This window comes from Pseudomonas sp. NPDC087614, from assembly GCF_044743485.1.
In the GTDB taxonomy this organism is placed as follows: domain Bacteria; phylum Pseudomonadota; class Gammaproteobacteria; order Pseudomonadales; family Pseudomonadaceae; genus Aquipseudomonas; species Aquipseudomonas baetica_A.
This window is the reverse complement of record NZ_JBIUWN010000007.1, coordinates 96,101-118,438: the sequence shown is the minus strand read 5'-3', so window position 1 is coordinate 118,438 and position 22,338 is coordinate 96,101. Positions and strand designations below refer to the sequence as shown.

The following is a 22,338-nucleotide window of genomic DNA, read 5'->3' as shown; positions in this document are numbered from 1 at the left end:
CACCTTAAGGCGAGGTGTGTCAGCGTCAGGTCATCCAGCTGTGAAAATTTCGTAAGGCCAACCGACAAAGTATTGCAGCTTTATACAGGATTCAGACAGGTTGGCGGGAGTATCATCGAGCCACTATTTGCGTCAGATTTTGCCTAGATCAACTTCGAAACGACAGCCATTGGGTTGCATCGTACTCAAGCTGACACTCCAGCCCTGGTTCTCGCAAATGCGTTGCACCAGCGACAATCCAAGCCCCAGGCCTTCACCGCGCTTTTCACCGCCGCGCACAAACGGCTCGAACATCGCCTCGCGTTTTTCCTCGGGAATACCCACACCGGAATCCTCGACGACAAACCCGTTGGCATTGAGCGTCAGGCGAATGAAACCCTGCTCGGTGTAATGGCAAGCGTTACGCAACAGGTTACCCATCACCGCCGTCAACAGCGTTGCGTTGTAGCAGGTGGCGGGTGGATTACCGGGCTCGAACTGCAAGGTCAAACCTTTGCTTTCGATCGATTCGCGCCATACGCAAAGCAGACTGTCAGCGACCTGACTGAGGTTCTGTTGTGGCGCCATCCCCGCGTCTTCGCGCTGGGCGCGGGCGAGCATCAGGAAGGTCTGTACCAGCTCGCGCATTTCCTCACTGGCCCGTGCAATACGCTCGACCTGTGCACGACCGCGCGTGTCGATTGCCGGGTTTTCCAGCAGCAGTTCGCAGGAACTCGCCAGCACCATCAGCGGCGTACGCAATTCGTGGCTGACATCGCTGGTGAACAGCCGCTCGCGGGTCAATGCCTGTCGCAAACGCCCCAGCGTGGCATCGAACGCCACCGCCAGTTCGCCGACTTCATCAGCCGCGTAGTCCGGCGCCAGCGGTGGTGCAAGTCCGAGCAATTGGTCGCGATGACGCACCTGGCGCGCCAGCCGAACCACCGGAGCCATCACTTTGCGCGCGAGCACCCAACCAAGGAAAACCGCCAAGGCCAGGCTGAGCACGAAACCCACCAGCACCACGGCAAACAGCACGCGCTCGCGCTCTTCGAAATCGCTTTGATCCTGCAGCAGCACATACCGCCGCCCATCGACGACCTCGACCATTGCATGATACGAAAGCTGCTCGCGGAACACTTCGTGGAAGCCGGAATCGAGGTGACGCAAGTCCTTGGGCAGTTCGAAATCGCCGGGGCCGCCACTGAAGTAGAACAATTGATCCGGTTCCGGGCGATGGCTCCAGTCGGAAACACTGTCCATCAGCAACAGGCGCTGCAGATCGCCGCCCAGCCCTGCCGAAATCAGTTTTTCCTCCACCAGATGCACCGTGGCGACAATGCCCATGGCGAAAGCGCCGGCCACCAGTGCGCTCATCAACGCAAAGGCAATGATGATCCGCTGTGAAAGGCTTTGCTTAAACTCCATCACGCCCCTCGGCCAAACGGTAACCCACGCCGTGCACGGTATGCAGCAGTGGCTTGGCAAACGGCTTGTCGATCACCTGACGCAATTGGTGAACGTGACTGCGCAGGCTGTCGCTGTCTGGGCAGTCATCGCCCCACAGCGCCTCCTCGAGAACTTCACGGCGAAGCACATGCGGGCTCTTCTGCATCAACACCGCCAACAGCTTGAGGCCGACCGGGTTGAGTTTCAGCAGTTTGCCTTCACGGGTCACTTCCAGAGTGTCGAGGTCATAACTCAGGTCACCGACTTGCAGTGCACGGCGTCCTCCGCCCTGGGTACGGCGCATCACCGCCTCGATCCGTGCAGCGAGCTCGGACAAGGCAAATGGCTTGACCAGGTAATCGTCAGCCCCCGACTTGAAGCCCTGAAGACGATCGTCCAGTTGATCCCGGGCGGTCAGCATGATCACCGGCGTGTCCCGACGGGCATCTTCGCGCAGGCGTTTGCACAGGGTGTAGCCGTCGATGCCGGGCAGCATGATGTCGAGCACAATCAGGTCATAGTGCTCTGTAGCCGCCAGATGCAGGCCCGACAGACCGTCCTGGGCACAATCGACGGTATAACCCTTGAGTCCCAGGTAATCGGCCAGATTGGCCAGGATATCGCGGTTGTCTTCGACCAATAGAATTCGCATGGGCACCTCTTCTTACACAGTAACGGCCGTCATGGCCCGCGCAGCTTACGGCCAAGTGCGGCTCAGGGCTAGGCATGCGTCGGATTGTTTACCCACAAGGATGCTGGCTGTGCCTGCCAACGTATTTTTCACTTTCGGTTAACAAATCGCCGACGCCAGCGGGTGCAGACTCCGCGCGGTAGCGCTCATCGAACACACTAACCGACCAGGGAATTACCATGGTGTCGACCTCTGCCCGCCCCGCTTCACGGCCTCTGAATTTCTGGTTGTGCCTGGGTATACCCACCTTCGCGGCAATTATTCTGCTGCTGCTCGAACTGACCGATCTGGACATGGACCTGGCCAGGCTGTTCTACGATCCGGTCGCTGGCGATTTCATCGGCCGACACAGTTTTTTCCTCGAAGACATCCTTCATGATCGAGCCAAGCAGGTGGTGATCGCGTTCTCGGTGTTTGCCATTCTCGGCTTCATCGGGTCGTTCTTCATCGCACGACTCAAGCCGTTCAAGCGGGAATTGGGCTGCCTGGTGCTGTCCCTCGGGCTGGCCACTTCGTTCGTGACGCCGGTCAAAGCCGTCACTGCCGTGCAATGCCCTTGGAGCCTGGAGCAATTCGGCGGCCATGAAACCTACAGCAAGTTACTTGATCATCGTCCGCCGACCAACAAACCGGGCCGTTGCTGGCCGGGAGGGCATGCGGCGACGGGGTTCACCTTGTTTGCGCTGTTCTTCGTGCTGCGTGATCGCCGTCCGCGCCTGGCCAGACAAGCGTTCATCTTTGCCTTTGCATTGGGTTCAGTATTCTCGATCAGCCGGATGATGCAGGGAGCGCACTTCTTTTCCCACAACGTGTGGACAGCGATTTTCTGCTGGCTGATTTGTCTGGGGTCGTATTACTGGGTGTTGTACCGCCCGGCGCTCAAGGCTGAAGCGGCAGCGAAAGCACAACCCGTCGGCGCCTGAAACACAGTTCACTCCCACAGGTTGTGGGTGCGGACGTGAATGGCGGGCAATAAAAAACCCCGCCTGCTCATCGCAGGCGGGGTTTTTCGTTACGGGGGTAAGGCTGGCTTACATCATGCCGCCCATGCCACCCATGCCACCCATGTCTGGCATACCGCCGCCAGCAGCACCTTCTTTCTTCGGTGCGTCGGCAATTGCAGCTTCGGTAGTCAGGATCAGACCACCGATCGACGATGCAGCTTGCAGAGCGGAACGGGTAACCTTGGTTGGGTCCAGGATGCCCATTTCGATCATGTCACCGTATTCGCCAGTCGCAGCGTTGTAACCGAAGTTACCTTTGCCGTTCTTGACTTCGTTGACCACAACGCTTGGCTCGTCACCGCTGTTGGCAGCGATCTGGCGCATCGGTGCTTCAACAGCACGACGCAGAACAGCGATACCGACGTCCTGATCAGCGTTGTCGCCTTTCAGGTCCAGGATGGCTTCCAGAGCACGGATCAGCGCTACGCCACCGCCAGGTACCACGCCTTCTTCAACGGCTGCGCGGGTTGCGTGCAGGGCGTCTTCAACGCGGGCTTTCTTCTCTTTCATTTCGACTTCGGAACCAGCGCCAACCTTGATCACTGCAACGCCGCCGGACAGCTTGGCCAGACGCTCTTGCAGTTTTTCACGGTCGTAGTCCGAGGAAGTTTCGGCAACCTGGGCACGGATCTGAGCGATACGCGCCTGGATGTCTGCTTCTACGCCAGCACCGTCAACGATGATGGTGTTTTCCTTGGAGATGGTCACGCGCTTGGCGCTGCCCAGGTTTTCCAGGGTAGCGGCTTCCAGGCTCAGGCCGATCTCTTCGGAGATCACGGTACCGCCGGTCAGAACAGCGATGTCCTGCAGCATGGCCTTGCGACGGTCGCCGAAACCTGGAGCCTTGACGGCCGCCACCTTCACGATGCCACGCATGTTGTTCACTACCAGCGTCGCCAGGGCTTCGCCTTCAACATCTTCCGATACGATCAGCAGTGGACGGCCGGCTTTGGCAACGGCTTCCAGTACTGGCAGCATTTCGCGGATGTTCGAGATTTTTTTGTCGACCAGCAGGATCAGCGGGCTGTCCAGCTCGGCAACCATGGTTTCCGGCTTGTTGACGAAGTACGGGGACAGGTAGCCACGGTCGAACTGCATGCCTTCTACAACCGACAGTTCGTTTTCCAGGCCAGTGCCTTCTTCAACGGTGATCACACCTTCTTTACCGACTTTTTCCATGGCTTGGGCAATGATGTCGCCGATGGAGCTGTCGGAGTTGGCGGAGATGGTGCCGACCTGAGCGATAGCCTTGGTGTCAGCGCATGGCTTGGACAGGTTTTTCAGCTCTTTGACAATGGCGATGGTCGCCTTGTCGATGCCGCGCTTGAGGTCCATCGGGTTCATGCCGGCAGCGACGGCTTTGAGGCCTTCGTTGACGATCGACTGAGCCAGAACAGTGGCGGTGGTAGTACCGTCACCAGCGTCATCGTTGGCACGGGAGGCAACGTCTTTGACCAGCTGCGCGCCCATGTTTTCGAAGCGATCTTCGAGTTCGATTTCTTTGGCGACGGAAACGCCGTCCTTGGTGATGGTCGGAGCGCCGAAGCTCTTCTCGATGATCACGTTACGGCCTTTCGGGCCCAGGGTCGCTTTTACTGCGTCAGCCAGAACGTTAACACCGGTGAGCATTTTCTTACGGGCGGAATCGCCGAATTTAACTTCTTTAGCAGCCATGATCGATATTCCTTAAATACTTTGTAGTAGCGGGAAAATGAACGGAGGTATCAGCCTTCGATAACAGCGAGGATTTCGTTCTCGCTCATTACCAGCAGGTCTTCGCCGTCGACTTTCACAGTGTTGCTGCCGGAGTAAGGACCGAACACAACCTTGTCGCCTTCCTTCACGGAAAGTGCGCGCACTTCGCCGTTTTCCAGAGCTTTGCCCGGGCCTACAGCGAGAATCACACCGTGGTTGGCTTTTTCAGCAGCCGAACCTGGCAGGACGATACCGCCAGCGGTTTTCTTTTCTTCTTCGCTGCGACGGATAACGACGCGGTCATGCAGAGGACGAAGCTTCATTGTCGATCTCTCCTAATTGTGGTTTTCATCGGCCGGTGTAGTCCCGGCGGGTTTAACAAATCCGGCCTGCGCCGGTTGCGGTTCGTCGAGCGAGCCGCGCAAGTCTGTCCGACTCAAATATCGGAAACCTTTCGGTGACCGATACATAAGGGCGCACAAGCTTATTACAAGGGCGCCGCTAAAAAATTTTACTGATGTTCTTTACAAAAGCAGCCCATTAACGAGCACGGCACCCGAAGGTGCCGTGTCGATGCAAGCGCTACTTGGAGTCGCGATGTTCGAACTCACCTTCGATCACATCGCCCTCGCGGCCCACAGGCTGTCGCGGTGCAGGACCGCCACGAGGTTGCAGGTCATCGGCGAACGCACGCTGGCGCATGGCTTGTTCTTCAGCACGCTGGCGCATCTTGTTGGCCAGCAGGTGACGAGTGAACGGCAACAGCATCACCAGACCGACCACGTCGCTGATGAAACCCGGCAGGATCAGCAGGCCGCCGGCCAGGGCCAGCATCAAGCCTTCAAGCATGGTTTGCGCAGGCAGTTCGCCGCGGTTCAGGCTTTCACGGGCACGCAGCGCCGTTGCCAGACCGGCGACGCGCAGCACGAACACGCCGAACATCGAGCCGAGAATGATCAGCAGCAGGGCCGGGAAAAACCCGATGGTGCCTGCCACTTTGACGAATACGAATAGCTCCAGCACCGGAAACAGCAGAAAGAGCAACAAAAAAGGGCGCATCAAAAATTCCTCAACGCAAGAAATGCCTTGCAGTAAGCCCTAGATGACGTCGCCCTTTCGTGAATTCAAGCATCGGCCACTGCATTTTTTGGCCACACCTGGGCGTGAGCCAGAGAAACCAAGGCTTCGCGCACTTGTATCGGCGTATGACATGGCGCTTGAAACGGCAGCCAGTAAAGGGCCTGACCGATTCGCAGATGCATGCCTTCAGTGTCGATCCCGGCCAATTGCGCCGGCACACTTTTCGGCAGACCACAGAGGTCGACATAGTGCGCAATGGCTTTGGCATGATCGCTGTTCATGTGCTCGACCATGCTGATTTCAGCCTTGCCGGCGAACGGGTTGGCCAAGGTCAGTTGGTCAATCCAGTGAATCGCGCCAAAACCGCCGATGTAACGATGGCGCACCGGTTTGAGCACCCAGAAATCGAAATCGTGAGCCTTGTGGTAGTTCTGCGAATCGGGGAAGTAGCGGTAGTAGCGCTCGGCGGCCGCTTCAATGGCCACAGCGTCTTCGAGTTTTTGCGCTTCGCCCAGATAGGTCAGGCGACCAACGGCCTGCACATCATCGGCCTCACGCTCGCCCACCAGCATCGAGCATTTAGGGTCTTTTTGCAGGTTGTGGGTGTGCTGGGCGATGCGGCTGATCAGGATCAGCGGCCGGCCCTGCTCATCAAGGCAATAAGGCACCACGGAGCCAAAGGGAAAGCCGGGCATCGATTTGGAGTGGGTCGACAGCACTCCCCGGTATTCCTTGAGAAGCAATTCTCGGGCATTCTTGGCCACTTCAACGCTCAATTTATGACTCCTTAAAAAGAATCCGTCGAAAAAACGGACAGATGACCGGGATAAGTCCCGCTCACTCTCGGGGCAATTCTCATGTGCAGCCAGGCCAGGTCGGGCGCAGATCGAGAGGCTCTCCAAGGGAAAACCACTCTGACCTGCTATCGGGGCATGCGAATGCAACTCAACGACAAAGTAATCATTATCACGGGCGGTTGCCAGGGTTTGGGCCGTTCCATGGCCGAGTATTTCGCAGGCAAAGGTGCCAAGCTTGCCTTGGTCGATCTGAACCAGGAAAAACTCGACGACGCCGTCGCAGCTTGCAAAGCCAAGGGTGTCCAAGCGCGCAGCTATCTGTGCAACGTTGCCAATGAGGAACAGGTTGAGCACATGGTCGCCCAGGTGGCCGCCGATTTTGGTGCGATCCACGGCCTGATCAACAACGCTGGAATCCTGCGCGATGGCCTGCTGCTCAAGGTCAAGGACGGCGAAATGACCAAGATGAGCCTGGCCCAATGGCAGGCGGTGATCGACGTCAACCTGACCGGCGTGTTCCTGTGCACCCGTGAAGTGGCGGCGAAAATGGTCGAGCTGAAAAACAGCGGCGCGATCATCAACATTTCGTCGATCTCGCGGGCGGGTAACGTTGGCCAGACCAACTATTCTGCCGCCAAGGCCGGCGTTGTCGCGGCGACCGTGACCTGGGCCAAAGAACTGGCGCGCTACGGCATTCGCGTGGCGGGCATTGCGCCGGGCTTCATCGAAACCGAGATGACCCTGGGCATGAAGCCCGAAGCGCTGGAGAAGATGACGTCAGGGATTGCGCTCAAACGCATGGGCAAACCAGAAGAAATCGCCCATTCGGCGGCATACATCTTCGAAAACGACTACTACACCGGCCGGATTCTGGAGATGGATGGCGGCTTGCGTATCTAACCCCGACACAAAACCAGTGTGGGAGCGGGCTTGCTCGCTCCCACAGTTGATTGTGTTTCAGGCCATCAATCGTCGCTGATGGTAATGTTCGGCATTGCCGGTGTTACCGCTTCCTGCAAGACAATCCGCGCGCCGACGTGGCGGGCCAGTTCCTGATAGACCATGGCAATCTGGCTGTCCGGCTCGGCAATCACTGTCGGCTTGCCGCCATCGGCCTGCTCGCGGATCAGCATCGACAACGGCAGCGAAGCCAATAGCTCGACGCCGTATTGAGTCGCCAGCTTCTCACCACCGCCCTCACCGAACAGATGCTCGGCATGGCCACAGTTCGAGCAGATGTGCACGGCCATGTTTTCCACCACGCCCAGCACCGGAATGTTGACCTTGCGGAACATTTCCACGCCTTTGCGCGCGTCGAGCAATGCCAGATCCTGTGGCGTGGTGACAATCACCGCACCGGCCACCGGGACTTTCTGCGCCAGGGTCAACTGAATGTCGCCGGTGCCTGGCGGCATGTCGATCACCAGATAATCCAGATCGCCCCACGCGGTTTGCGTGACCAGTTGCAGCAGCGCGCCGGAAACCATCGGCCCGCGCCAGACCATCGGCGTGTTGTCGTCAGTCAGGAACGCCATCGACATGACTTCCACACCGTGAGCCTTGAGCGGCACGAACCACTTCTGATCCTTGACCTCTGGGCGGGTGCGCTCCGGGATGCCGAACATGATGCCTTGGCTGGGGCCATAGATGTCGGCGTCGAGAATCCCGACCTTGGCGCCTTCACGGGCCAGCGCCAGCGCGAGGTTGGCCGCGGTGGTCGACTTGCCCACGCCGCCCTTGCCCGACGCCACGGCGACCACGTTCTTGACGTTGGCCAGGCCCGGAATCTGTGCCTGGGCCTTGTGCGCGGCGATCACGCTGTTGACCTCGACCCTGGCGATGACCACACCGTCGATATTTTCGATGGCCAGTTGCAGCAATTGTGCCCAGCCACTCTTGAACAGACCGGCGGCATAGCCGATTTCCAACTGAACATTGACGCGATCACCGATGATTTCGATGTTCTTCACGCAACCGGCGCTGACCGGGTCCTGGTTCAGGTAAGGGTCGGTGTATTGGCTGAGGACGGCTTCCACCGCTGCGCGAGTGACGGCGCTCATGGGCAACTCCGATAACAAGACTGGGAAAAGATGGCGGGTATCCTACCCCTTCTGCCCTCCTGACGGCATGCCCTGCAACTATTTGCAGGGGTGAAATATCTTTCCCGGCGCTTTATAGTGGCCGACCTCCGTTTCATCAAGTAGCGAAGCCCCACATGTCCGAGCCACGCAAGATCCTCGTCACCAGCGCCCTGCCCTACGCCAATGGTTCGATCCACCTTGGCCACATGCTGGAATATATCCAGACCGATATGTGGGTGCGCTTCCAGAAGCATCGCGGCAACCAGTGCATCTATGTCTGCGCCGACGACGCCCACGGTTCGGCGATCATGCTGCGCGCAGAAAAGGAAGGCATCACCCCGGAACAACTGATCGCCAACGTGCAGGCTGAACACAGCGCCGACTTTGCCGAGTTCCTGGTCGACTTCGACAACTTCCACTCCACTCACGCCGAAGAAAACCGTGAGCTGTCGAGCCAGATCTATATCAAGCTGCGTGACGCCGGGCACATTGCCCAACGCTCGATCACCCAGTACTTCGACCCGGAAAAGAAAATGTTCCTGGCCGACCGCTTCATCAAGGGCACCTGCCCGAAATGCGGCACCGAAGACCAGTACGGCGACAACTGCGAAAAATGCGGCGCGACCTACGCCCCGACCGATCTGAAGGATCCGAAGTCGGCCATCTCCGGCGCCATCCCGGTACTCAAGGATTCCCAGCACTTCTTCTTCAAGCTGCCGGACTTCCAGGAAATGCTGCAGGCCTGGACCCGCAGCGGCACCCTGCAAGACGCGGTCGCCAACAAGATTGCCGAGTGGCTGGACGCTGGCCTGCAGCAGTGGGACATCTCCCGCGATGCGCCTTACTTCGGTTTCGAGATCCCGGGCGAGCCGGGCAAGTATTTCTACGTGTGGCTGGATGCGCCAATCGGCTACATGGCCAGCTTCAAGAACCTTTGCGAGCGCACGCCTGCGCTTGATTTCGACGCGTTCTGGGGCAAGGATTCGACCGCCGAGCTGTACCATTTCATCGGCAAGGACATCGTCAACTTCCACGCGCTGTTCTGGCCAGCGATGCTCGAAGGTGCCGGTTTGCGTAAACCGACCGGGATCAACGTCCACGGCTACCTGACCGTCAACGGCCAGAAGATGTCCAAGTCCCGTGGCACCTTCATCAAGGCGCGTACTTATCTGGATCACCTGTCGCCGGAATACCTGCGCTATTACTACGCGGCCAAGCTGGGCCGTGGCGTCGATGACCTCGACCTGAACCTCGAAGACTTCGTGCAGAAGGTCAACTCCGACCTGGTCGGCAAAGTGGTCAACATCGCCAGCCGTTGCGCCGGTTTTATCCACAAGGGCAACGCCGGCCTGCTGGTCGACAACAATGCCGCGCCAGAGCTGACCGAAGCGTTCCTGGCCGCCGCGCCAGGCATTGCCGACGCCTATGAAGCCCGCGACTTCGCCCGCGCCATGCGTGAAACCATGGCCCTGGCCGACCGCGCCAACGCGTGGATCGCCGACAAGGCACCGTGGTCGTTGAACAAGCAGGAAGGCAAACAGGCTGAAGTGCAGGCGATCTGCGCCACCGGCATTAACCTGTTCCGCCAACTGGTGATCTTCCTCAAACCGGTACTGCCGCTGCTGGCCGCCGATGCCGAGGCGTTCCTCAACGTCGCCCCGCTGACCTGGAACGACCACACCACCCTGCTGGCCAACCACCAGTTGAACGAATTCAAACCGTTGATGACCCGCATCGACCCGGTAAAAGTACAAGCCATGAGCGATGCCTCGAAAGAAGACCTGACCGCCAGCCAGACCGACACCGGTGCAACCGCCCCGGCCGGCAACGGCGAACTGGCCAAGGATCCGCTGTCGCCGGAAATCGACTTCGACACCTTTGCCGCCGTCGACCTGCGGGTGGCGCTGATCGTCAAGGCTGAGCACGTGGAAGGTGCAGACAAACTGCTGCGCCTGACCCTCGACATCGGTGACGAGCAACGCAACGTGTTCTCCGGGATCAAGAGCGCCTACCCGGATCCGTCCCAGCTCGACGGTCGCCTGACCATGATGATCGCCAACCTCAAGCCACGGAAAATGAAGTTCGGCATCTCCGAAGGCATGGTGATGGCCGCCGGCCCTGGCGGTGAAGAAATCTACCTGCTGAGCCCGGACAGCGGCGCCAAGCCGGGTCAGCGCATCAAGTAAGACGGTGCGGTAAATTGATCCCACAGGCGTGCCCCGCATGCCTGTGGGATTTTTCATATCTGGCCCACCCATCGTGGCTGCCGGATAATGCCTAACCTTATGAGACATCCGCCCGTTTTGCTGGCAGAACCATGACCGAACTCCTGCTTACGCTTATCAGTGCTGCGTTGCTTAACAACTTCGTGTTGCACTGGCCGCTGGGCGTCGATCCGCTGTTGGCGGGCAGTCGACGTCAGGTGCATGCGTTGGGACTGGCGACCCTGTGCTTGATGCTGATCGTCGGCGTGGCGGGGTACGTCATCTGGCACTGGCTGCTGGTACCACTGCAACTTGAAGCCCTGCGCTTGTTCGTGTTTCTGCCGTTGAGCGTGTTGCTGATCGCACCGCTGCTGAAATGGCTGGCGTGCGGGCTGCCCGACTGGCCATTCGACGGTCTATGGCCGCTCTTGCTGGGCAATGCCGGCGTACTTGGACTGGCGCTGATCAATGCGCAGAATGATCAGGGGCTGTTGCATGCCGCCGCGCTGAGCCTCGGCGCTGGACTGGGTTTCTGGCTGGTATTGAGCCTGTTCAGCGATTTGCGTGAGCGCACCGCTGGCAACGATATTCCCCTGCCCTTTCGCGGCTTGCCGATCGACCTGATCAGCGCCGGACTGATGGCAGTGATTTTTCTCGGATTCAGTGGACTGATCAAAACATGAGTCTGATTCAACGCATCGATGCCCTGCTGCCACAGACCCAATGTGGCAAATGTGGCCACCCCGGATGCAAGCCCTACGCAGAAGGCATCGCCAATGGCGAGCCGATCAACAAGTGCCCGCCGGGGGGGGACGAAACCATCGCGGCGCTGGCCGGGTTATTGAAAATACCGGTGCTGGAACTGGACATCAGTCGAGGTTCGGCGCCGCCACAAGTGGCCTACATTCGCGAAGCCGAATGCATCGGCTGTACCAAGTGCATTCAAGCCTGTCCGATCGACGCCATCGTCGGCGCAGCGAAACTGATGCATACGGTCTTGATCGACGAGTGCACCGGTTGCGACCTGTGTGTGGCGCCGTGCCCGGTAGATTGCATTGAGATGCATCCGTTGCCGCCGACTACGTTGCCAGTGGTGGGAGGTCTGGCATTCAGTCTCGAGGAACAGCGCGAGCGCGCGGCCAAACGCGATCACGCGCGCCAGCGTTTCGAGCGACGCAATGCCCGCCTCGAACGCGAAGAACAGCACAAACAGGCCGAGCGTGAAGCGCGCGCCAAACGTTCAGCGCAGCCCCAAGTCTCCACGCTCGACCCGGTGCAGGCTGCGCTGGAACGTGTGCGGGCACAGAAAATGGCCACCACCGATGCCGCATTGAAGAAAGCCAAGATCGATGTCGCGATGAGTCGCGCGCAATTGCACAAGTCGCTGAAAGCCTTCGGTCATCCGCCGACGTTCGAGCAACAGGCGCAACTGATCGTGTTGCAGCAACAATTCGAAGCGGCCGAACAGGCGCTGGTATCACTCGAAAACAGCACTCCAACCGCCCCGCCAGCGCCTGCCCCGGCAAAAGACGCTGACCTTAAACGAGCGAAAATCCAGCTGGCCATGCGCCGCGCCGAACTGAAAAAAGCACAAACTGCGGAGGCTTCAACGGATCAAATCGCGACGCTGGAACAGGCGCTGCGTGACGCCGAGCAAGCCCTGCATGCCGCTGAAGCCTCCAGTGATCAGCCAGCTCCTGACCTTGTTCGCGTGGAAAAACGCCCGATCGACAGCCAGCTTCGGCAGTTGAAAACCGCATTGGCCTACGCTCGCGCCGACCTCAATAAACTGGAACGCCACGCCGACACCCCAATCGAAACACTCGACAAGGCCCGCGCTCGCCTGCAAGACGCCGAGCGCCAGGTGCAAGACCATGTCGCCCCTTGAGATGCCGGACGATCGCCTGCAACAGGCGATGAAACAGGTGCTGCTCGCGACGCTGCCTGGGTTGCTGGCGTTGTTCTGGTTCTACGGTTGGGGCGTGCTGATCAATCTGATCCTGGCGATAACCACTGCATTGGTCGTCGAAGCGGCGGTCACACGCTTACGTCATCAACCAATTCAGTCAACCCTGATCGATGGCAGCGCGGTGGTCAGCGCGACACTGCTAGCGGCCGCCCTGCCCCCTTACTGCCCGTGGTGGCTGACGGTCACGGCGATTGCTTCTGGCCTGCTGCTCGGCAAGCACTTGTACGGTGGCGTCGGAAAAAACCCGTTCAATCCGGCGATGCTCGGATTTGTCTTGGCCATCGTTTTGTTCCCACAGCCAATGACTCATTGGCCGGCCCACGGCATGGACCTGATCGCAGCCGTACAACAGGTGTTCAATCCAGGACAGCCGCCGGATGCATGGGTTCAGGCCACGGCACTGGACAGCTTGCGCATCAACAAAAGCCTGACCATCGATGAACTGTTTGCCACCAATCCCGCGTTCGGTGGTGTCGGCGGGCGTGGTGTGGAATGGGTCAACCTGGCGTTTCTCGCCGGCGGACTGTTCCTGCTGCAACGCCGAGTGATTGGCTGGCAGGCGCCGCTCGGCATGCTCGCCAGCCTGTTTGCCGTCAGCCTGTTGTGCTGGAACGGCTCGGGCTCGAACTCCCACGGATCGCCGTTGTTTCATCTGCTGAGCGGCGCGACCATGCTCGGTGCGTTTTTCATCATTACCGAGCCGGTGTCCGGGGCTAAAAACCTGTTCGCCCGCCTGCTGTTTGGCGTCGGCGTCGGGCTGCTGACTTATCTGATTCGCACATGGGGCGGTTATCCCGACGGTGTGGCGTTTGCCGTATTGCTGATGAATCTGTGCGTACCGGCACTGGAACGCTTTGCTGCCGCCCGCCAGACACGGGTGAGCCCATGAACCGCACGACCAGCCTCATCACGCTGTTTTTGTTGGCCTTCATCGGTATCGGTGCGACGTATCTCGTGCAGCGTAGCAATGCGCCGCAGATCGCCGCCGAACAACGCCTGATCGATAACCGCAAATTACTGGATGTGATCCCGGCCGAGTCTTACGACAATCAACCGCTGGACCAACCTCTGGCCTTGACCGACATTGCCTTAAGCCACAGCACGCTGGCGGGCGGCTATCGCGCGACCAAAGGCGGGCAACCGGTTGCGGTGCTGCTGCGTAGCCTGACCGAGGGATATGCCGGTGTCATCGAACTGCTGATCGCCATTGATGCCGACGGAAAATTGCTCGGTGTGAAAACCCTGAAGCAAACCGAAACCCCGGCGCTGGGAGGGGTTATTGGTGACTGGCCAAATGCCTGGCTGCAAGCGTTCACCGGCCAATCGAGCCATGAGCCGACGAACGCAGGCTGGGCGTTGAAAAGCGATCAGGGACAATTTGATCAGATGGCCGGGGCGACCATCACCTCCCGTGCAGCGATCAACGCGATCCATGATGCGTTGCGCTACTTCGATGAGCATCGGCCGGCGTTGCTGGGGAGTGGATCATGAAGCTGTCGAACACGCTGATGCTGGTGCTGCTGCTTGGCGCCACGCAAACGCTGGCCGCCGCGCTGGGCACGCTACTGATGTTTGTCACTGTCGTGGGGATTTATGGTGTGTGCATGCCGCTGATGCGCTCGCGACTGACCGGGGCAAGTGCGTTGCTGGCCAGTTTGCTGCTCGCCGCTTCGCTGACCAGTTGCGCCGATATTCTTGCGCAGCGCTGGTTGCTGCCATGGCATCAGGCGTTCGGTTTCTATACGGGCCTGATCGCCTTGCAGTGCGTGGTGCTGGAGCACAATGGCTTCTTCCAGCAACCGCCGGCCAAGCGCTTCAAGCTAGCGGGCCTGTTTGGCGGGCTCATGCTGGCGCTCGCCGCACTGCGTGAACTCATCGGTCACGGCAGTCTCGGTCGCGGGCTATCCGAACACTGGCAAGGTCTTGTTTTGCTCAGCGATGGCCTGCATCTGCCAACCACGGTTCCCGGCGCCTTCATCGTGCTGGGGCTACTGCTCGCGGTCCGTCAGGCGTGGACTCGCTCGAACTCTATATCCAAGGAATCGCATCGCCCATGAACGCCGCAAAACGTCATGAGATTTTTCGCAGACTGCATGAAGACAATCCCGAGCCGAAGACTGAACTAGCCTACTCCTCGCCCTTCGAACTGCTGATTGCCGTAATTCTCTCGGCGCAGTCCACCGACGTTGGCGTCAACAAGGCCACGGCAAAACTGTTCCCGGTGGCCAATACGCCAGCAGCGATCCATGCCTTGGGCGTCGAAGGATTGTCTGAATACATCAAGACGATCGGCCTCTACAACAGCAAGGCGAAAAACGTCATCGAAACCTGCCGTCTGCTGGTCGAACGCCACGACAGTGAAGTACCACAGACGCGCGAAGCGCTGGAAGCCTTGCCCGGCGTTGGCCGCAAGACCGCCAACGTCGTACTCAATACCGCGTTTCGCCAGTTGACCATGGCGGTCGACACGCACATTTTCCGCGTCAGCAATCGCACAGGCATTGCACCGGGCAAGAATGTCGTCGAGGTTGAAAAGAAGCTGATGAAATTTGTGCCCAAGGAATTCCTGCTCGACTCCCACCATTGGCTGATTCTTCTTGGCCGCTATGTGTGTCTGGCGCGCAAGCCACGCTGTGGTAGCTGTCGGATCGAGGACTTGTGCGAGTACAAAGCCAAAACATCGGACGATTGAGCGGCTATTAGCTTTGTTTATTGGTCGATTGAAAAAATCTTTTTTACCCGTCGCTGCATTACCGATATAAGGAGCGCCAAAGGCAGTCTTAGCCGGAGTTAACCTTATGAGTAGCGACAAAGAACAACTGGACATAGAAGATGACGTTGACACCGCAGACGCTGATGCAGAGGAACCGGTCGTGGAAGTCGCCAAAACCAATCTGAGCAAGCGCCGCACGATCGACAACCTGCTGGAGGAGCGCCGACTGCAAAAGCAATTGGCCGATTACGATTTTGATCTCTGATACTTGAAAGCCTCCCGAACCGGAGGCTTTTCACTTTCTATAACTAGCTGAATTCGATCGGCCCATGACCCCGTCAGCTTACTGAGGTATTCAGACAAGCCCATTGCGTTGCGCCAACTCGATCAGATCAACCAGCGAGCGCGCATTGAGTTTCAGCAGCAAGCGAGTCTTGTAGGTGCTCACTGTCTTGTTGCTCAAAAACATGCCATCGGCGATTTCCTTGTTGGTCTTGCCTCGCGCCAACTGTTGCAAAACCATCATTTCCCGCCCGGAAAGGCGATCTACCATGTCGGCTTCGCTGGCATTGCCCAGACTGGTACGTACTGTATGCAACGCCTGATTGGGAAAATAACTGTAGCCGGACAAAACGGCCTTGATCGCGCTGAGCAACTCGGTCAGATCCTGCTGTTTACATACATAACCCGCCGCCCCCGATTGCATGCAACGCATTGAAAAATGCCCGGGCGCCTGGGAAGTCAGCACCAGAACTTTTATGGGCATCGCGACCGAAGTCAGGCGCGCAATAACTTCCAGTCCATCAAGTTTCGGTATTCCAATATCCAGAATAACAATATCGGGCATTTGTTCACGAGCAAGTTGTAATGCATCTACACCGTTGTCAGTTTCTGCAATGACTTCGTAGCCATGACGTTCCATCAGCATACGTACCGCAAGACGAATGACGGGGTGGTCATCCACGATCAGCACTTTATTCATGGGCAAGTCCAGTTTCGCTGTTCGAATTTTTAGAACACGCACAATAGCCCAGTCACTTGCCTGATGGCATGCCAGCGCTCTCACGCACTTGCATCGAGAGACATACCCTACGGGCATTAAGGATTAATCCTACAAAAATCCCACTCTTCTCTAAATATCCGACAAAGCACCTCGCTCACGCCCCTGAAACATTTCTGTTTTTTACCTGTAACAGCTTGCGACCGACTCCTGTGCAACGCGGTCTCACAGCCGGGCATCATGACATTCAAACTGCGGGACCTGTGTCGAATAGCAGCGCCACAACACGAATTCACTCCCAATCAGAAATATCATGCAATGACGGCAATCTCCTACAACCTTAATATACAACCGACCGAATCATAAACACTTGAAACAAGATATTTATACTTAAGCAAACACTTTTGCTATAAATACAAACATCAACAGCACACTTAACCAATAAACAACAAAACACAGTCACCCACAACAAAACCACTCAAAAAAAGAGCACTTAAATGTTAAAGATAAAAAACAAAATATCCAACCCGATGACGATTATCGCTATATTCGCCGCTATATCCGAGGCCTCCGCCGCCGTTTCTCTGCCGTTCCTTGATAGCGAAGATCGCGAAATCTACGTCTGGTTCCTGATAAGCTTTCCGTTCTACTTGTTATTTCTTTTCTTTATCACTTTAAACTTCAACTACCGCTCACTCTATTCACCCTCTGATTTCGGCAAGGACAAGAGCTTCTTAAAAGTCATCAACAATAATTGTCGCGATAACAAGCGAAACACATCACAGCAGGATCCAGCTCACGGGACTTTCGGAATATCAAGTTTCATCGTGCCCAGCGAACCCGGCGCAGCCCAAGGCAAGGAGTCGTGCAAAATCCACAATGCGCCCGACCCGCCACCAGACATCGGCTCAGCGCCGAACCTGACGGTTCAACACAATATTCACTTGCCTGTCTCCATCAGCCACCTGCACATCATCGATGCAAGGAATATTGATGCATCGAGAGAACTGAACACGATGCTGGAAAGGATCCGCCGTACCGACAAGAAAACTGCGCGGGCCATCGTATTTCTTTCCAATCATGTGTCGGATGTTTCCTTGACCAAGAGTGCGCTATCGCAGATCAGGCACGCGAAGAAAGGCTCGGGCACAACGCTTTGTATTGTTTACAACCTGTGCTCGCAAGCGGTAACGCTGCTGGGGCGGGTTTGACGGGTGAGGACTACCGCAGAAGCAGACAGACCAGGGACATTGCTCGATTAGCACCAAACAAAGAATTGATAAAAAAGGCGGCCTTGTCTCAAAGACAAGGCCGCCTTTTCATTGCGCATCAGTCTGAAAAATCTCAGAACAGTTTGCGGCCCTTGTTGGCAGCAATGCGCATGCGCAGCGCGTTGAGCTTGATGAAGCCCGCCGCATCGGCCTGATTGTAAGCGCCGCCATCTTCTTCGAACGTTGCGATGTTGGCGTCGAACAGCGAATCGTCGGACTTGCGGCCGGTCACGATCACGTTGCCCTTGTACAGCTTCAGGCGAACCACACCGTTCACGTTGACCTGGGAAGCGTCGATCATCTGTTGCAGCATCAGACGCTCAGGGCTCCACCAGTAGCCGGTGTAGATCAGGCTGGCGTATTTCGGCATCAGCTCGTCTTTGAGGTGAGCGACTTCGCGGTCCAGAGTGATCGACTCGATGGCGCGGTGAGCGCGCAGCATGATGGTGCCGCCCGGGGTTTCGTAGCAACCACGGGACTTCATGCCCACGTAACGGTTTTCGACGATGTCCAGACGGCCAATGCCGTGCTCGCCACCGATCTTGTTCAGTGTCGCCAGAACAGTGGCCGGGGTCATTTCGACGCCGTCCAGCGCAACGATGTCGCCGTTGCGGTAGGTCAGTTCCAGATACTGCGGGGTGTCAGGAGCGTTCTCCGGGGAGACGGTCCAACGCCACATGTCTTCTTCGTGCTCGGTCCAGGTATCTTCCAGCACGCCGCCTTCATAGGAGATGTGCAGCAGGTTGGCATCCATCGAGTACGGGGATTTTTTCTTGCCGTGGCGCTCGATCGGGATCGCGTGCTTCTCGGCGTAGTCCATCAGCTTCTCGCGGGACAGCAGATCCCACTCGCGCCACGGAGCAATCACTTTCACACCTGGCTTGAGTGCGTAGGCCCCCAGTTCGAAACGCACCTGGTCGTTGCCCTTGCCGGTCGCACCGTGAGAAATGGCGTCAGCGCCGGTTTCGTTGGCGATTTCGATCAAACGCTTGGCGATCAATGGACGTGCGATGGAAGTACCCAGCAGGTACTCGCCCTCGTAAACGGTGTTGGCGCGGAACATCGGGAACACGAAATCACGCACGAACTCTTCGCGCAGATCATCAATGTAGATTTCTTTGACGCCCATGGCCTGAGCCTTGGCGCGGGCCGGCTCGACCTCTTCGCCTTGACCGAGATCTGCGGTGAAGGTCACCACTTCACAGTTATAAGTATCCTGCAGCCACTTGAGGATCACCGAAGTGTCCAGGCCGCCGGAATACGCCAGAACGACCTTGTTTACGTCCGCCATGCCATCACTCCACGGGGTTCTACGGAAAGCCGAGGAGTCTACCGCTCCAACGCGATAATTTACAGAGGCGCGACAGCTTAAGACGACAAAGCGACAGAATCTGTCGAGAGCGCGACGATGACCGGCAGGTCAGGAAGTCGCCGCGGTATTGGCGGGAGTGCTGGCCTGAGGCGCTGGAGCCGTGGTCGGGGTCACGCGCGTCAAATGCACATTCACCCGGCGGTTCTTCGCCCGATTGGCCGCATTGGTGTTCGGCACCAGTGGATAACGTTCACCGTGGAAACGCACAGTGATCTGCGATTCCTGAATGCCGTTGGCCTTGAAGAAATCGACCACAGCCAATGCACGGCGGCGCGACAACTCGCGGTTGGTCAGGCGATTACCGCTGTTGTCGGAGTGGCCGTCAAGCTCGATGTGATTGACCGTCGGATCGGCCTTCATGTAATCGAGCATGACCTGCAGTTTGGCCTTGGCGGCAGCATCAAGATCAATGCCCCCCCCAGGGAAGCCGACCTGCGACTGTTTGATCTGATCGAAATTCTGTGGCAGCAATTTCGCCACACAACTCTGGTATTCGTTGAACGCCTTGCTGAACTTGACCGGCAACAGGCGCACTTCCGAAACCCGGCCATCGCCCGAGGCACGGCGTACAACAGGGCTGCGCCCGTCCATCAGGCCGCTCATCAGTCCACCTGCCTGAGACTGCGAACTGCTGAACAGAATGTTGCCGCTGCCCAGCCTGACAGAGCCCAGATTGATGTCGCCGCGCCCCGGCTGCCATGGCGCGGCTGCCGCGAGCAACGTCGCCGAACCGCCGCCCAGCATGGCGTTATAGGCGTTCAAACGAAATATTGCCTGTTCACCGGCCCTGCGCACGAACTCTCCCGAACCGAAATCAGTGATCGGTTGCGTCAGACGGCACTCGAACTTATCGCCGGCGACCGTCCACTCAATGTTCTCCAGTCGAGTCTGGTAGGTCAGCGCCATCGCGGGAAGGCTGGCAAACACACTGAGCAAGGCTAAATAACGCTGGCGCACGGGAGGCTCCATTGGCTTCTGCAACAAAAAGACCGATACACACATGTTTACGGCATACCTATGGGATATCGGAAGGTTCCTGCAAAACTTGATAGCGAGTGCCTGCAAGAGTCTTTTCGGGTAGCATTCCCCTCAGTTTGACCCGCCTGGAATCCCCTCATGTCCGACCGCCTGACCCTGCTGCGTCCCGACGACTGGCACATTCATCTTCGCGATGGTGCTGTGTTGACCAATACCGTTGCCGATGTTGCGCGCACCTTCGGTCGCGCCATCATCATGCCCAACCTGGTACCTCCGGTGCGCAACGCCGCTGAAGCCGACGGCTATCGCCAGCGGATTCTCGCTGCTCGCCCGGCCGGCAGTGGTTTCGAGCCGTTGATGGTGCTGTACCTCACCGACCGCACCCAACCCGAAGAAATTCGTGAGGCCAAGGCCAGCGGTTTCGTGCACGCCGCCAAACTGTACCCAGCCGGCGCGACCACCAACTCCGATTCCGGAGTGACCAGCATCGACAAGATCTTCCCGGCGCTGGAGGCCATGGCCGAAGTCGGCATGCCGCTGCTGATCCACGGTGAAGTCACGCGCGGCGATGTCGACGTGTTCGACCGCGAAAAGATTTTCATCGATGAGCACATGCGCCGTGTCGTCGAGCGTTTCCCGACGCTCAAAGTGGTGTTCGAACACATCACGACTGGCGATGCGGTGCAGTTCGTCAACGAGGCTTCGGCCAACGTTGGCGCGACCATCACGGCGCATCACCTGCTCTACAACCGCAACCACATGCTGGTTGGCGGGATTCGCCCGCACTTCTATTGCCTGCCGATCCTCAAGCGCAATACCCATCAGGAAGCCCTGCTCGACGCCGCCACCAGCGGCAGTGCGAAGTTCTTCCTCGGCACCGACTCGGCACCGCACGCCCAGCACGCCAAGGAAGCCGCCTGCGGCTGCGCCGGCTGCTACACCGCGTACGCCGCCATCGAGTTGTACGCCGAAGCCTTCGAACAGCGTAATGCGCTGGACAAGCTAGAAGCGTTCGCCAGCCTCAACGGGCCACGCTTCTACGGCCTGCCGGCCAATACCGACCGCATCACTTTGGTTCGCGAAGAATGGACCGCCCCGACCAGCCTGCCGTTTGGCGAGTTGACCGTTATCCCGCTGCGCGCCGGTGAAAAGCTGCGCTGGCGTCTGCTGGAGGAACACGCGTGAGTGAAGACCATTTCGACGACGAACTGGAAGGTCAAGGTGGCGGCGGCGGTTCCCGTCATCCAATGGCAGCGCGTTTTCGCGGTTACCTGCCGGTTGTCGTCGACGTAGAAACCGGTGGCTTCAACTCGGCCACCGATGCATTGCTGGAGATTGCCGCGACCACCATCGCCATGGATGAAAAGGGTTTCGTTTACCCGGATCACACCTACTTCTTCCGCGTTGAGCCTTTTGAAGGCGCCAACATCGAAGCTGCGGCACTGGAGTTCACCGGGATCAAGCTTGATCACCCGTTGCGCATGGCCGTTAGCGAAGAAACGGCGCTGACCGATATCTTCCGTGGCATCCGCAAGGCGTTGAAAGCCAACGGCTGCAAACGGGCGATTCTGGTCGGCCATAACAGCAGCTTCGACCTCGGCTTCCTCAATGCCGCTGTTGCGCGACTGGATATGAAGCGCAATCCGTTCCACCCATTCTCCAGTTTCGACACCGCCACGCTGGCCGGTCTGGCCTACGGTCAAACCGTACTGGCGAAAGCCTGTCAGGCAGCCGATATCGATTTCGACGGCCGTGAGGCGCACTCCGCGCGTTACGACACCGAGAAAACCGCTGAGCTGTTCTGCGGCATCGTCAATCGCTGGAAACAGATGGGCGGCTGGGAAGACTTCGACGACTGATGGTTTTCGAATAAATCCCGCGCATGAAAAAACCGGCTACGTGAGCCGGTTTTTTTGTACCTTGACGTTGCGCCTTACAGGGCAGCAGCGTTCTCGGTCAGGTAAGCCGCAACACCTTCTGGCGAAGCGTTCATGCCTTTGTCGCCTTTCTTCCAGTTGGCAGGGCAGACTTCGCCGTGCTCTTCGTGGAATTGCA

At 58.1% G+C, this 22,338-nt stretch carries 23 protein-coding genes and 1 pseudogene; 13 read left to right on the top strand and 11 right to left on the bottom strand.

The genetic code is table 11. The features are described 5' to 3' along the window. Positions 1–132 precede the first annotated feature (132 nt). The gene (locus tag ACIOWA_RS04785; RefSeq protein ID WP_401158495.1) at positions 133–1,407 is read right to left on the bottom strand and encodes a sensor histidine kinase; all 1,275 of its coding nucleotides are present in this window, start codon (positions 1,405–1,407) and stop codon (positions 133–135) included. Beyond that, positions 1,397–2,080: a two-component system response regulator ColR gene (gene colR / locus ACIOWA_RS04780; RefSeq protein WP_401158493.1), complete on the bottom strand. Its 684-nt coding sequence runs from the start codon at positions 2,078–2,080 to the stop codon at positions 1,397–1,399. The genes ACIOWA_RS04785 and colR overlap by 11 nt, the downstream gene beginning before the upstream one ends. Positions 2,081–2,298: 218 nt before the next feature. On the opposite strand from colR, the gene ACIOWA_RS04775 reads away from it, so the two are divergent. Then, a complete protein-coding gene (locus ACIOWA_RS04775) occupies positions 2,299–3,042 on the top strand; it encodes a phosphatase PAP2 family protein (protein ID WP_339466350.1) in 744 nt (247 codons plus the stop codon). A gap of 108 nt (positions 3,043–3,150) precedes the next feature. On the opposite strand, the gene groL is transcribed toward ACIOWA_RS04775, so the two are convergent. The 4 genes from groL to ACIOWA_RS04755 form a co-directional block, all read right to left on the bottom strand. Further along, on the bottom strand, positions 3,151–4,797 hold the full coding sequence (gene groL, locus ACIOWA_RS04770; protein ID WP_339433481.1) for a chaperonin GroEL: 1,647 nt from the start codon (positions 4,795–4,797) through the stop codon (positions 3,151–3,153). A gap of 50 nt (positions 4,798–4,847) precedes the next feature. After that, positions 4,848–5,141: a co-chaperone GroES gene (locus tag ACIOWA_RS04765; RefSeq protein WP_007916610.1), complete on the bottom strand. Its 294-nt coding sequence runs from the start codon at positions 5,139–5,141 to the stop codon at positions 4,848–4,850. A 259-nt stretch (positions 5,142–5,400) separates the two neighbouring features. Continuing rightward, positions 5,401–5,877 carry an FxsA family protein gene (locus tag ACIOWA_RS04760; protein WP_401158491.1) on the bottom strand — a complete coding sequence of 159 codons (477 nt, stop codon included), beginning with the start codon at positions 5,875–5,877 and terminating at the stop codon, positions 5,401–5,403. 65 nt (positions 5,878–5,942) lie between these two features. Beyond that, on the bottom strand, positions 5,943–6,674 hold the full coding sequence (locus tag ACIOWA_RS04755; RefSeq protein ID WP_339433483.1) for a HugZ family protein: 732 nt from the start codon (positions 6,672–6,674) through the stop codon (positions 5,943–5,945). 162 nt (positions 6,675–6,836) lie between these two features. On the opposite strand from ACIOWA_RS04755, the gene ACIOWA_RS04750 reads away from it, so the two are divergent. After that, positions 6,837–7,595, top strand: a complete 759-nt coding sequence (locus tag ACIOWA_RS04750) for an SDR family oxidoreductase (RefSeq protein WP_339433484.1) — start codon at positions 6,837–6,839, stop codon at positions 7,593–7,595. A gap of 65 nt (positions 7,596–7,660) precedes the next feature. Here the strand turns inward: ACIOWA_RS04750 and apbC are convergent, their stop codons facing one another. Beyond that, on the bottom strand, positions 7,661–8,755 hold the full coding sequence (apbC, locus tag ACIOWA_RS04745) for an iron-sulfur cluster carrier protein ApbC (protein ID WP_339433485.1): 1,095 nt from the start codon (positions 8,753–8,755) through the stop codon (positions 7,661–7,663). Positions 8,756–8,910: 155 nt separating this feature from the next. Between apbC and metG the strand changes: the two genes are divergently transcribed. The 8 genes from metG (at position 8,911) to ACIOWA_RS04705 (ending at position 15,927) form a co-directional block, all read left to right on the top strand. After that, the gene (metG, locus tag ACIOWA_RS04740; RefSeq protein WP_401158487.1) at positions 8,911–10,962 is read left to right on the top strand and encodes a methionine--tRNA ligase; all 2,052 of its coding nucleotides are present in this window, start codon (positions 8,911–8,913) and stop codon (positions 10,960–10,962) included. A 131-nt stretch (positions 10,963–11,093) separates the two neighbouring features. Then, a complete protein-coding gene (locus ACIOWA_RS04735) occupies positions 11,094–11,663 on the top strand; it encodes an Rnf-Nqr domain containing protein (RefSeq protein WP_339433487.1) in 570 nt (189 codons plus the stop codon). Continuing rightward, positions 11,660–12,868: an electron transport complex subunit RsxB gene (gene rsxB, locus ACIOWA_RS04730; RefSeq protein WP_401158484.1), complete on the top strand. Its 1,209-nt coding sequence runs from the start codon at positions 11,660–11,662 to the stop codon at positions 12,866–12,868. The genes ACIOWA_RS04735 and rsxB overlap by 4 nt, the downstream gene beginning before the upstream one ends. Further along, a complete protein-coding gene (locus ACIOWA_RS04725) occupies positions 12,855–13,838 on the top strand; it encodes an RnfABCDGE type electron transport complex subunit D (RefSeq protein ID WP_401158482.1) in 984 nt (327 codons plus the stop codon). The genes rsxB and ACIOWA_RS04725 overlap by 14 nt, the downstream gene beginning before the upstream one ends. After that, positions 13,835–14,440 carry an RnfABCDGE type electron transport complex subunit G gene (locus ACIOWA_RS04720; protein ID WP_339466344.1) on the top strand — a complete coding sequence of 202 codons (606 nt, stop codon included), beginning with the start codon at positions 13,835–13,837 and terminating at the stop codon, positions 14,438–14,440. Before ACIOWA_RS04725 ends, ACIOWA_RS04720 begins: the two co-directional genes overlap by 4 nt. Continuing rightward, the gene (locus tag ACIOWA_RS04715; protein WP_339495561.1) at positions 14,437–15,006 is read left to right on the top strand and encodes an Rnf-Nqr domain containing protein; all 570 of its coding nucleotides are present in this window, start codon (positions 14,437–14,439) and stop codon (positions 15,004–15,006) included. The genes ACIOWA_RS04720 and ACIOWA_RS04715 overlap by 4 nt, the downstream gene beginning before the upstream one ends. Then, the gene (gene nth, locus ACIOWA_RS04710) at positions 15,003–15,641 is read left to right on the top strand and encodes an endonuclease III (RefSeq protein ID WP_339433492.1); all 639 of its coding nucleotides are present in this window, start codon (positions 15,003–15,005) and stop codon (positions 15,639–15,641) included. The genes ACIOWA_RS04715 and nth overlap by 4 nt, the downstream gene beginning before the upstream one ends. Before the next feature lie 106 nt (positions 15,642–15,747). After that, positions 15,748–15,927 (top strand): PA3496 family putative envelope integrity protein, encoded by a 180-nt coding sequence (locus ACIOWA_RS04705; RefSeq protein ID WP_339433493.1) that lies wholly within the window; start codon positions 15,748–15,750, stop codon positions 15,925–15,927. A 90-nt stretch (positions 15,928–16,017) separates the two neighbouring features. Here ACIOWA_RS04705 and ACIOWA_RS04700 read toward each other — a convergent pair whose 3' ends face one another. Continuing rightward, positions 16,018–16,644 carry a response regulator transcription factor gene (locus ACIOWA_RS04700; RefSeq protein WP_042560733.1) on the bottom strand — a complete coding sequence of 209 codons (627 nt, stop codon included), beginning with the start codon at positions 16,642–16,644 and terminating at the stop codon, positions 16,018–16,020. Between the two features lie 515 nt (positions 16,645–17,159). On the opposite strand from ACIOWA_RS04700, the gene ACIOWA_RS04695 reads away from it, so the two are divergent. After that, positions 17,160–17,873 (top strand): hypothetical protein, encoded by a 714-nt coding sequence (locus ACIOWA_RS04695; protein ID WP_339433494.1) that lies wholly within the window; start codon positions 17,160–17,162, stop codon positions 17,871–17,873. Between the two features lie 133 nt (positions 17,874–18,006). Here the strand turns inward: ACIOWA_RS04695 and ACIOWA_RS04690 are convergent, their stop codons facing one another. Together ACIOWA_RS04690 and ACIOWA_RS04685 are read right to left on the bottom strand one after the other, a co-directional pair. Beyond that, positions 18,007–19,224, bottom strand: coding sequence for an argininosuccinate synthase (locus ACIOWA_RS04690; protein ID WP_186622245.1), 1,218 nt, complete (start codon positions 19,222–19,224; stop codon positions 18,007–18,009). 129 nt (positions 19,225–19,353) lie between these two features. Further along, the gene (locus tag ACIOWA_RS04685) at positions 19,354–20,262 is read right to left on the bottom strand and encodes an OmpA family protein (protein WP_401158478.1); all 909 of its coding nucleotides are present in this window, start codon (positions 20,260–20,262) and stop codon (positions 19,354–19,356) included. Between the two features lie 159 nt (positions 20,263–20,421). Here ACIOWA_RS04685 and pyrC point away from each other — a divergent pair, with 159 nt between their 5' ends. Together pyrC and rnt are read left to right on the top strand one after the other, a co-directional pair. Continuing rightward, positions 20,422–21,468 (top strand): dihydroorotase, encoded by a 1,047-nt coding sequence (gene pyrC / locus ACIOWA_RS04680; RefSeq protein WP_221732093.1) that lies wholly within the window; start codon positions 20,422–20,424, stop codon positions 21,466–21,468. Beyond that, entirely contained in the window at positions 21,465–22,142 is a 678-nt protein-coding gene (rnt, locus tag ACIOWA_RS04675; RefSeq protein ID WP_095190452.1) for a ribonuclease T, read from the top strand. The genes pyrC and rnt overlap by 4 nt, the downstream gene beginning before the upstream one ends. Before the next feature lie 74 nt (positions 22,143–22,216). Here rnt and ACIOWA_RS04670 read toward each other — a convergent pair. After that, positions 22,217–22,338, bottom strand: a pseudogene (locus ACIOWA_RS04670) (peroxiredoxin); the annotation flags it as partial.

Bases quoted from the DNA above. Each gene is read 5' to 3' on its own strand.
- ACIOWA_RS04785 (WP_401158495.1), bottom strand. From the start codon at position 1,407: ATGGAGTTTAAGCAAAGCCTTTCACAGCGGATCATCATTGCCTTTGCG.
- colR (WP_401158493.1), bottom strand. From the start codon at position 2,080: ATGCGAATTCTATTGGTCGAAGACAACCGCGATATCCTGGCCAATCTG.
- ACIOWA_RS04775 (WP_339466350.1), top strand. From the start codon at position 2,299: ATGGTGTCGACCTCTGCCCGCCCCGCTTCACGGCCTCTGAATTTCTGG.
- groL (WP_339433481.1), bottom strand. From the start codon at position 4,797: ATGGCTGCTAAAGAAGTTAAATTCGGCGATTCCGCCCGTAAGAAAATG.
- ACIOWA_RS04765 (WP_007916610.1), bottom strand. From the start codon at position 5,141: ATGAAGCTTCGTCCTCTGCATGACCGCGTCGTTATCCGTCGCAGCGAA.
- ACIOWA_RS04760 (WP_401158491.1), bottom strand. From the start codon at position 5,877: ATGCGCCCTTTTTTGTTGCTCTTTCTGCTGTTTCCGGTGCTGGAGCTA.
- ACIOWA_RS04750 (WP_339433484.1), top strand. From the start codon at position 6,837: ATGCAACTCAACGACAAAGTAATCATTATCACGGGCGGTTGCCAGGGT.
- apbC (WP_339433485.1), bottom strand. From the start codon at position 8,755: ATGAGCGCCGTCACTCGCGCAGCGGTGGAAGCCGTCCTCAGCCAATAC.
- metG (WP_401158487.1), top strand. From the start codon at position 8,911: ATGTCCGAGCCACGCAAGATCCTCGTCACCAGCGCCCTGCCCTACGCC.
- ACIOWA_RS04735 (WP_339433487.1), top strand. From the start codon at position 11,094: ATGACCGAACTCCTGCTTACGCTTATCAGTGCTGCGTTGCTTAACAAC.
- rsxB (WP_401158484.1), top strand. From the start codon at position 11,660: ATGAGTCTGATTCAACGCATCGATGCCCTGCTGCCACAGACCCAATGT.
- ACIOWA_RS04725 (WP_401158482.1), top strand. From the start codon at position 12,855: ATGTCGCCCCTTGAGATGCCGGACGATCGCCTGCAACAGGCGATGAAA.
- ACIOWA_RS04720 (WP_339466344.1), top strand. From the start codon at position 13,835: ATGAACCGCACGACCAGCCTCATCACGCTGTTTTTGTTGGCCTTCATC.
- ACIOWA_RS04715 (WP_339495561.1), top strand. From the start codon at position 14,437: ATGAAGCTGTCGAACACGCTGATGCTGGTGCTGCTGCTTGGCGCCACG.
- nth (WP_339433492.1), top strand. From the start codon at position 15,003: ATGAACGCCGCAAAACGTCATGAGATTTTTCGCAGACTGCATGAAGAC.
- ACIOWA_RS04705 (WP_339433493.1), top strand. From the start codon at position 15,748: ATGAGTAGCGACAAAGAACAACTGGACATAGAAGATGACGTTGACACC.
- ACIOWA_RS04700 (WP_042560733.1), bottom strand. From the start codon at position 16,644: ATGAATAAAGTGCTGATCGTGGATGACCACCCCGTCATTCGTCTTGCG.
- ACIOWA_RS04695 (WP_339433494.1), top strand. From the start codon at position 17,160: ATGTTAAAGATAAAAAACAAAATATCCAACCCGATGACGATTATCGCT.
- ACIOWA_RS04690 (WP_186622245.1), bottom strand. From the start codon at position 19,224: ATGGCGGACGTAAACAAGGTCGTTCTGGCGTATTCCGGCGGCCTGGAC.
- pyrC (WP_221732093.1), top strand. From the start codon at position 20,422: ATGTCCGACCGCCTGACCCTGCTGCGTCCCGACGACTGGCACATTCAT.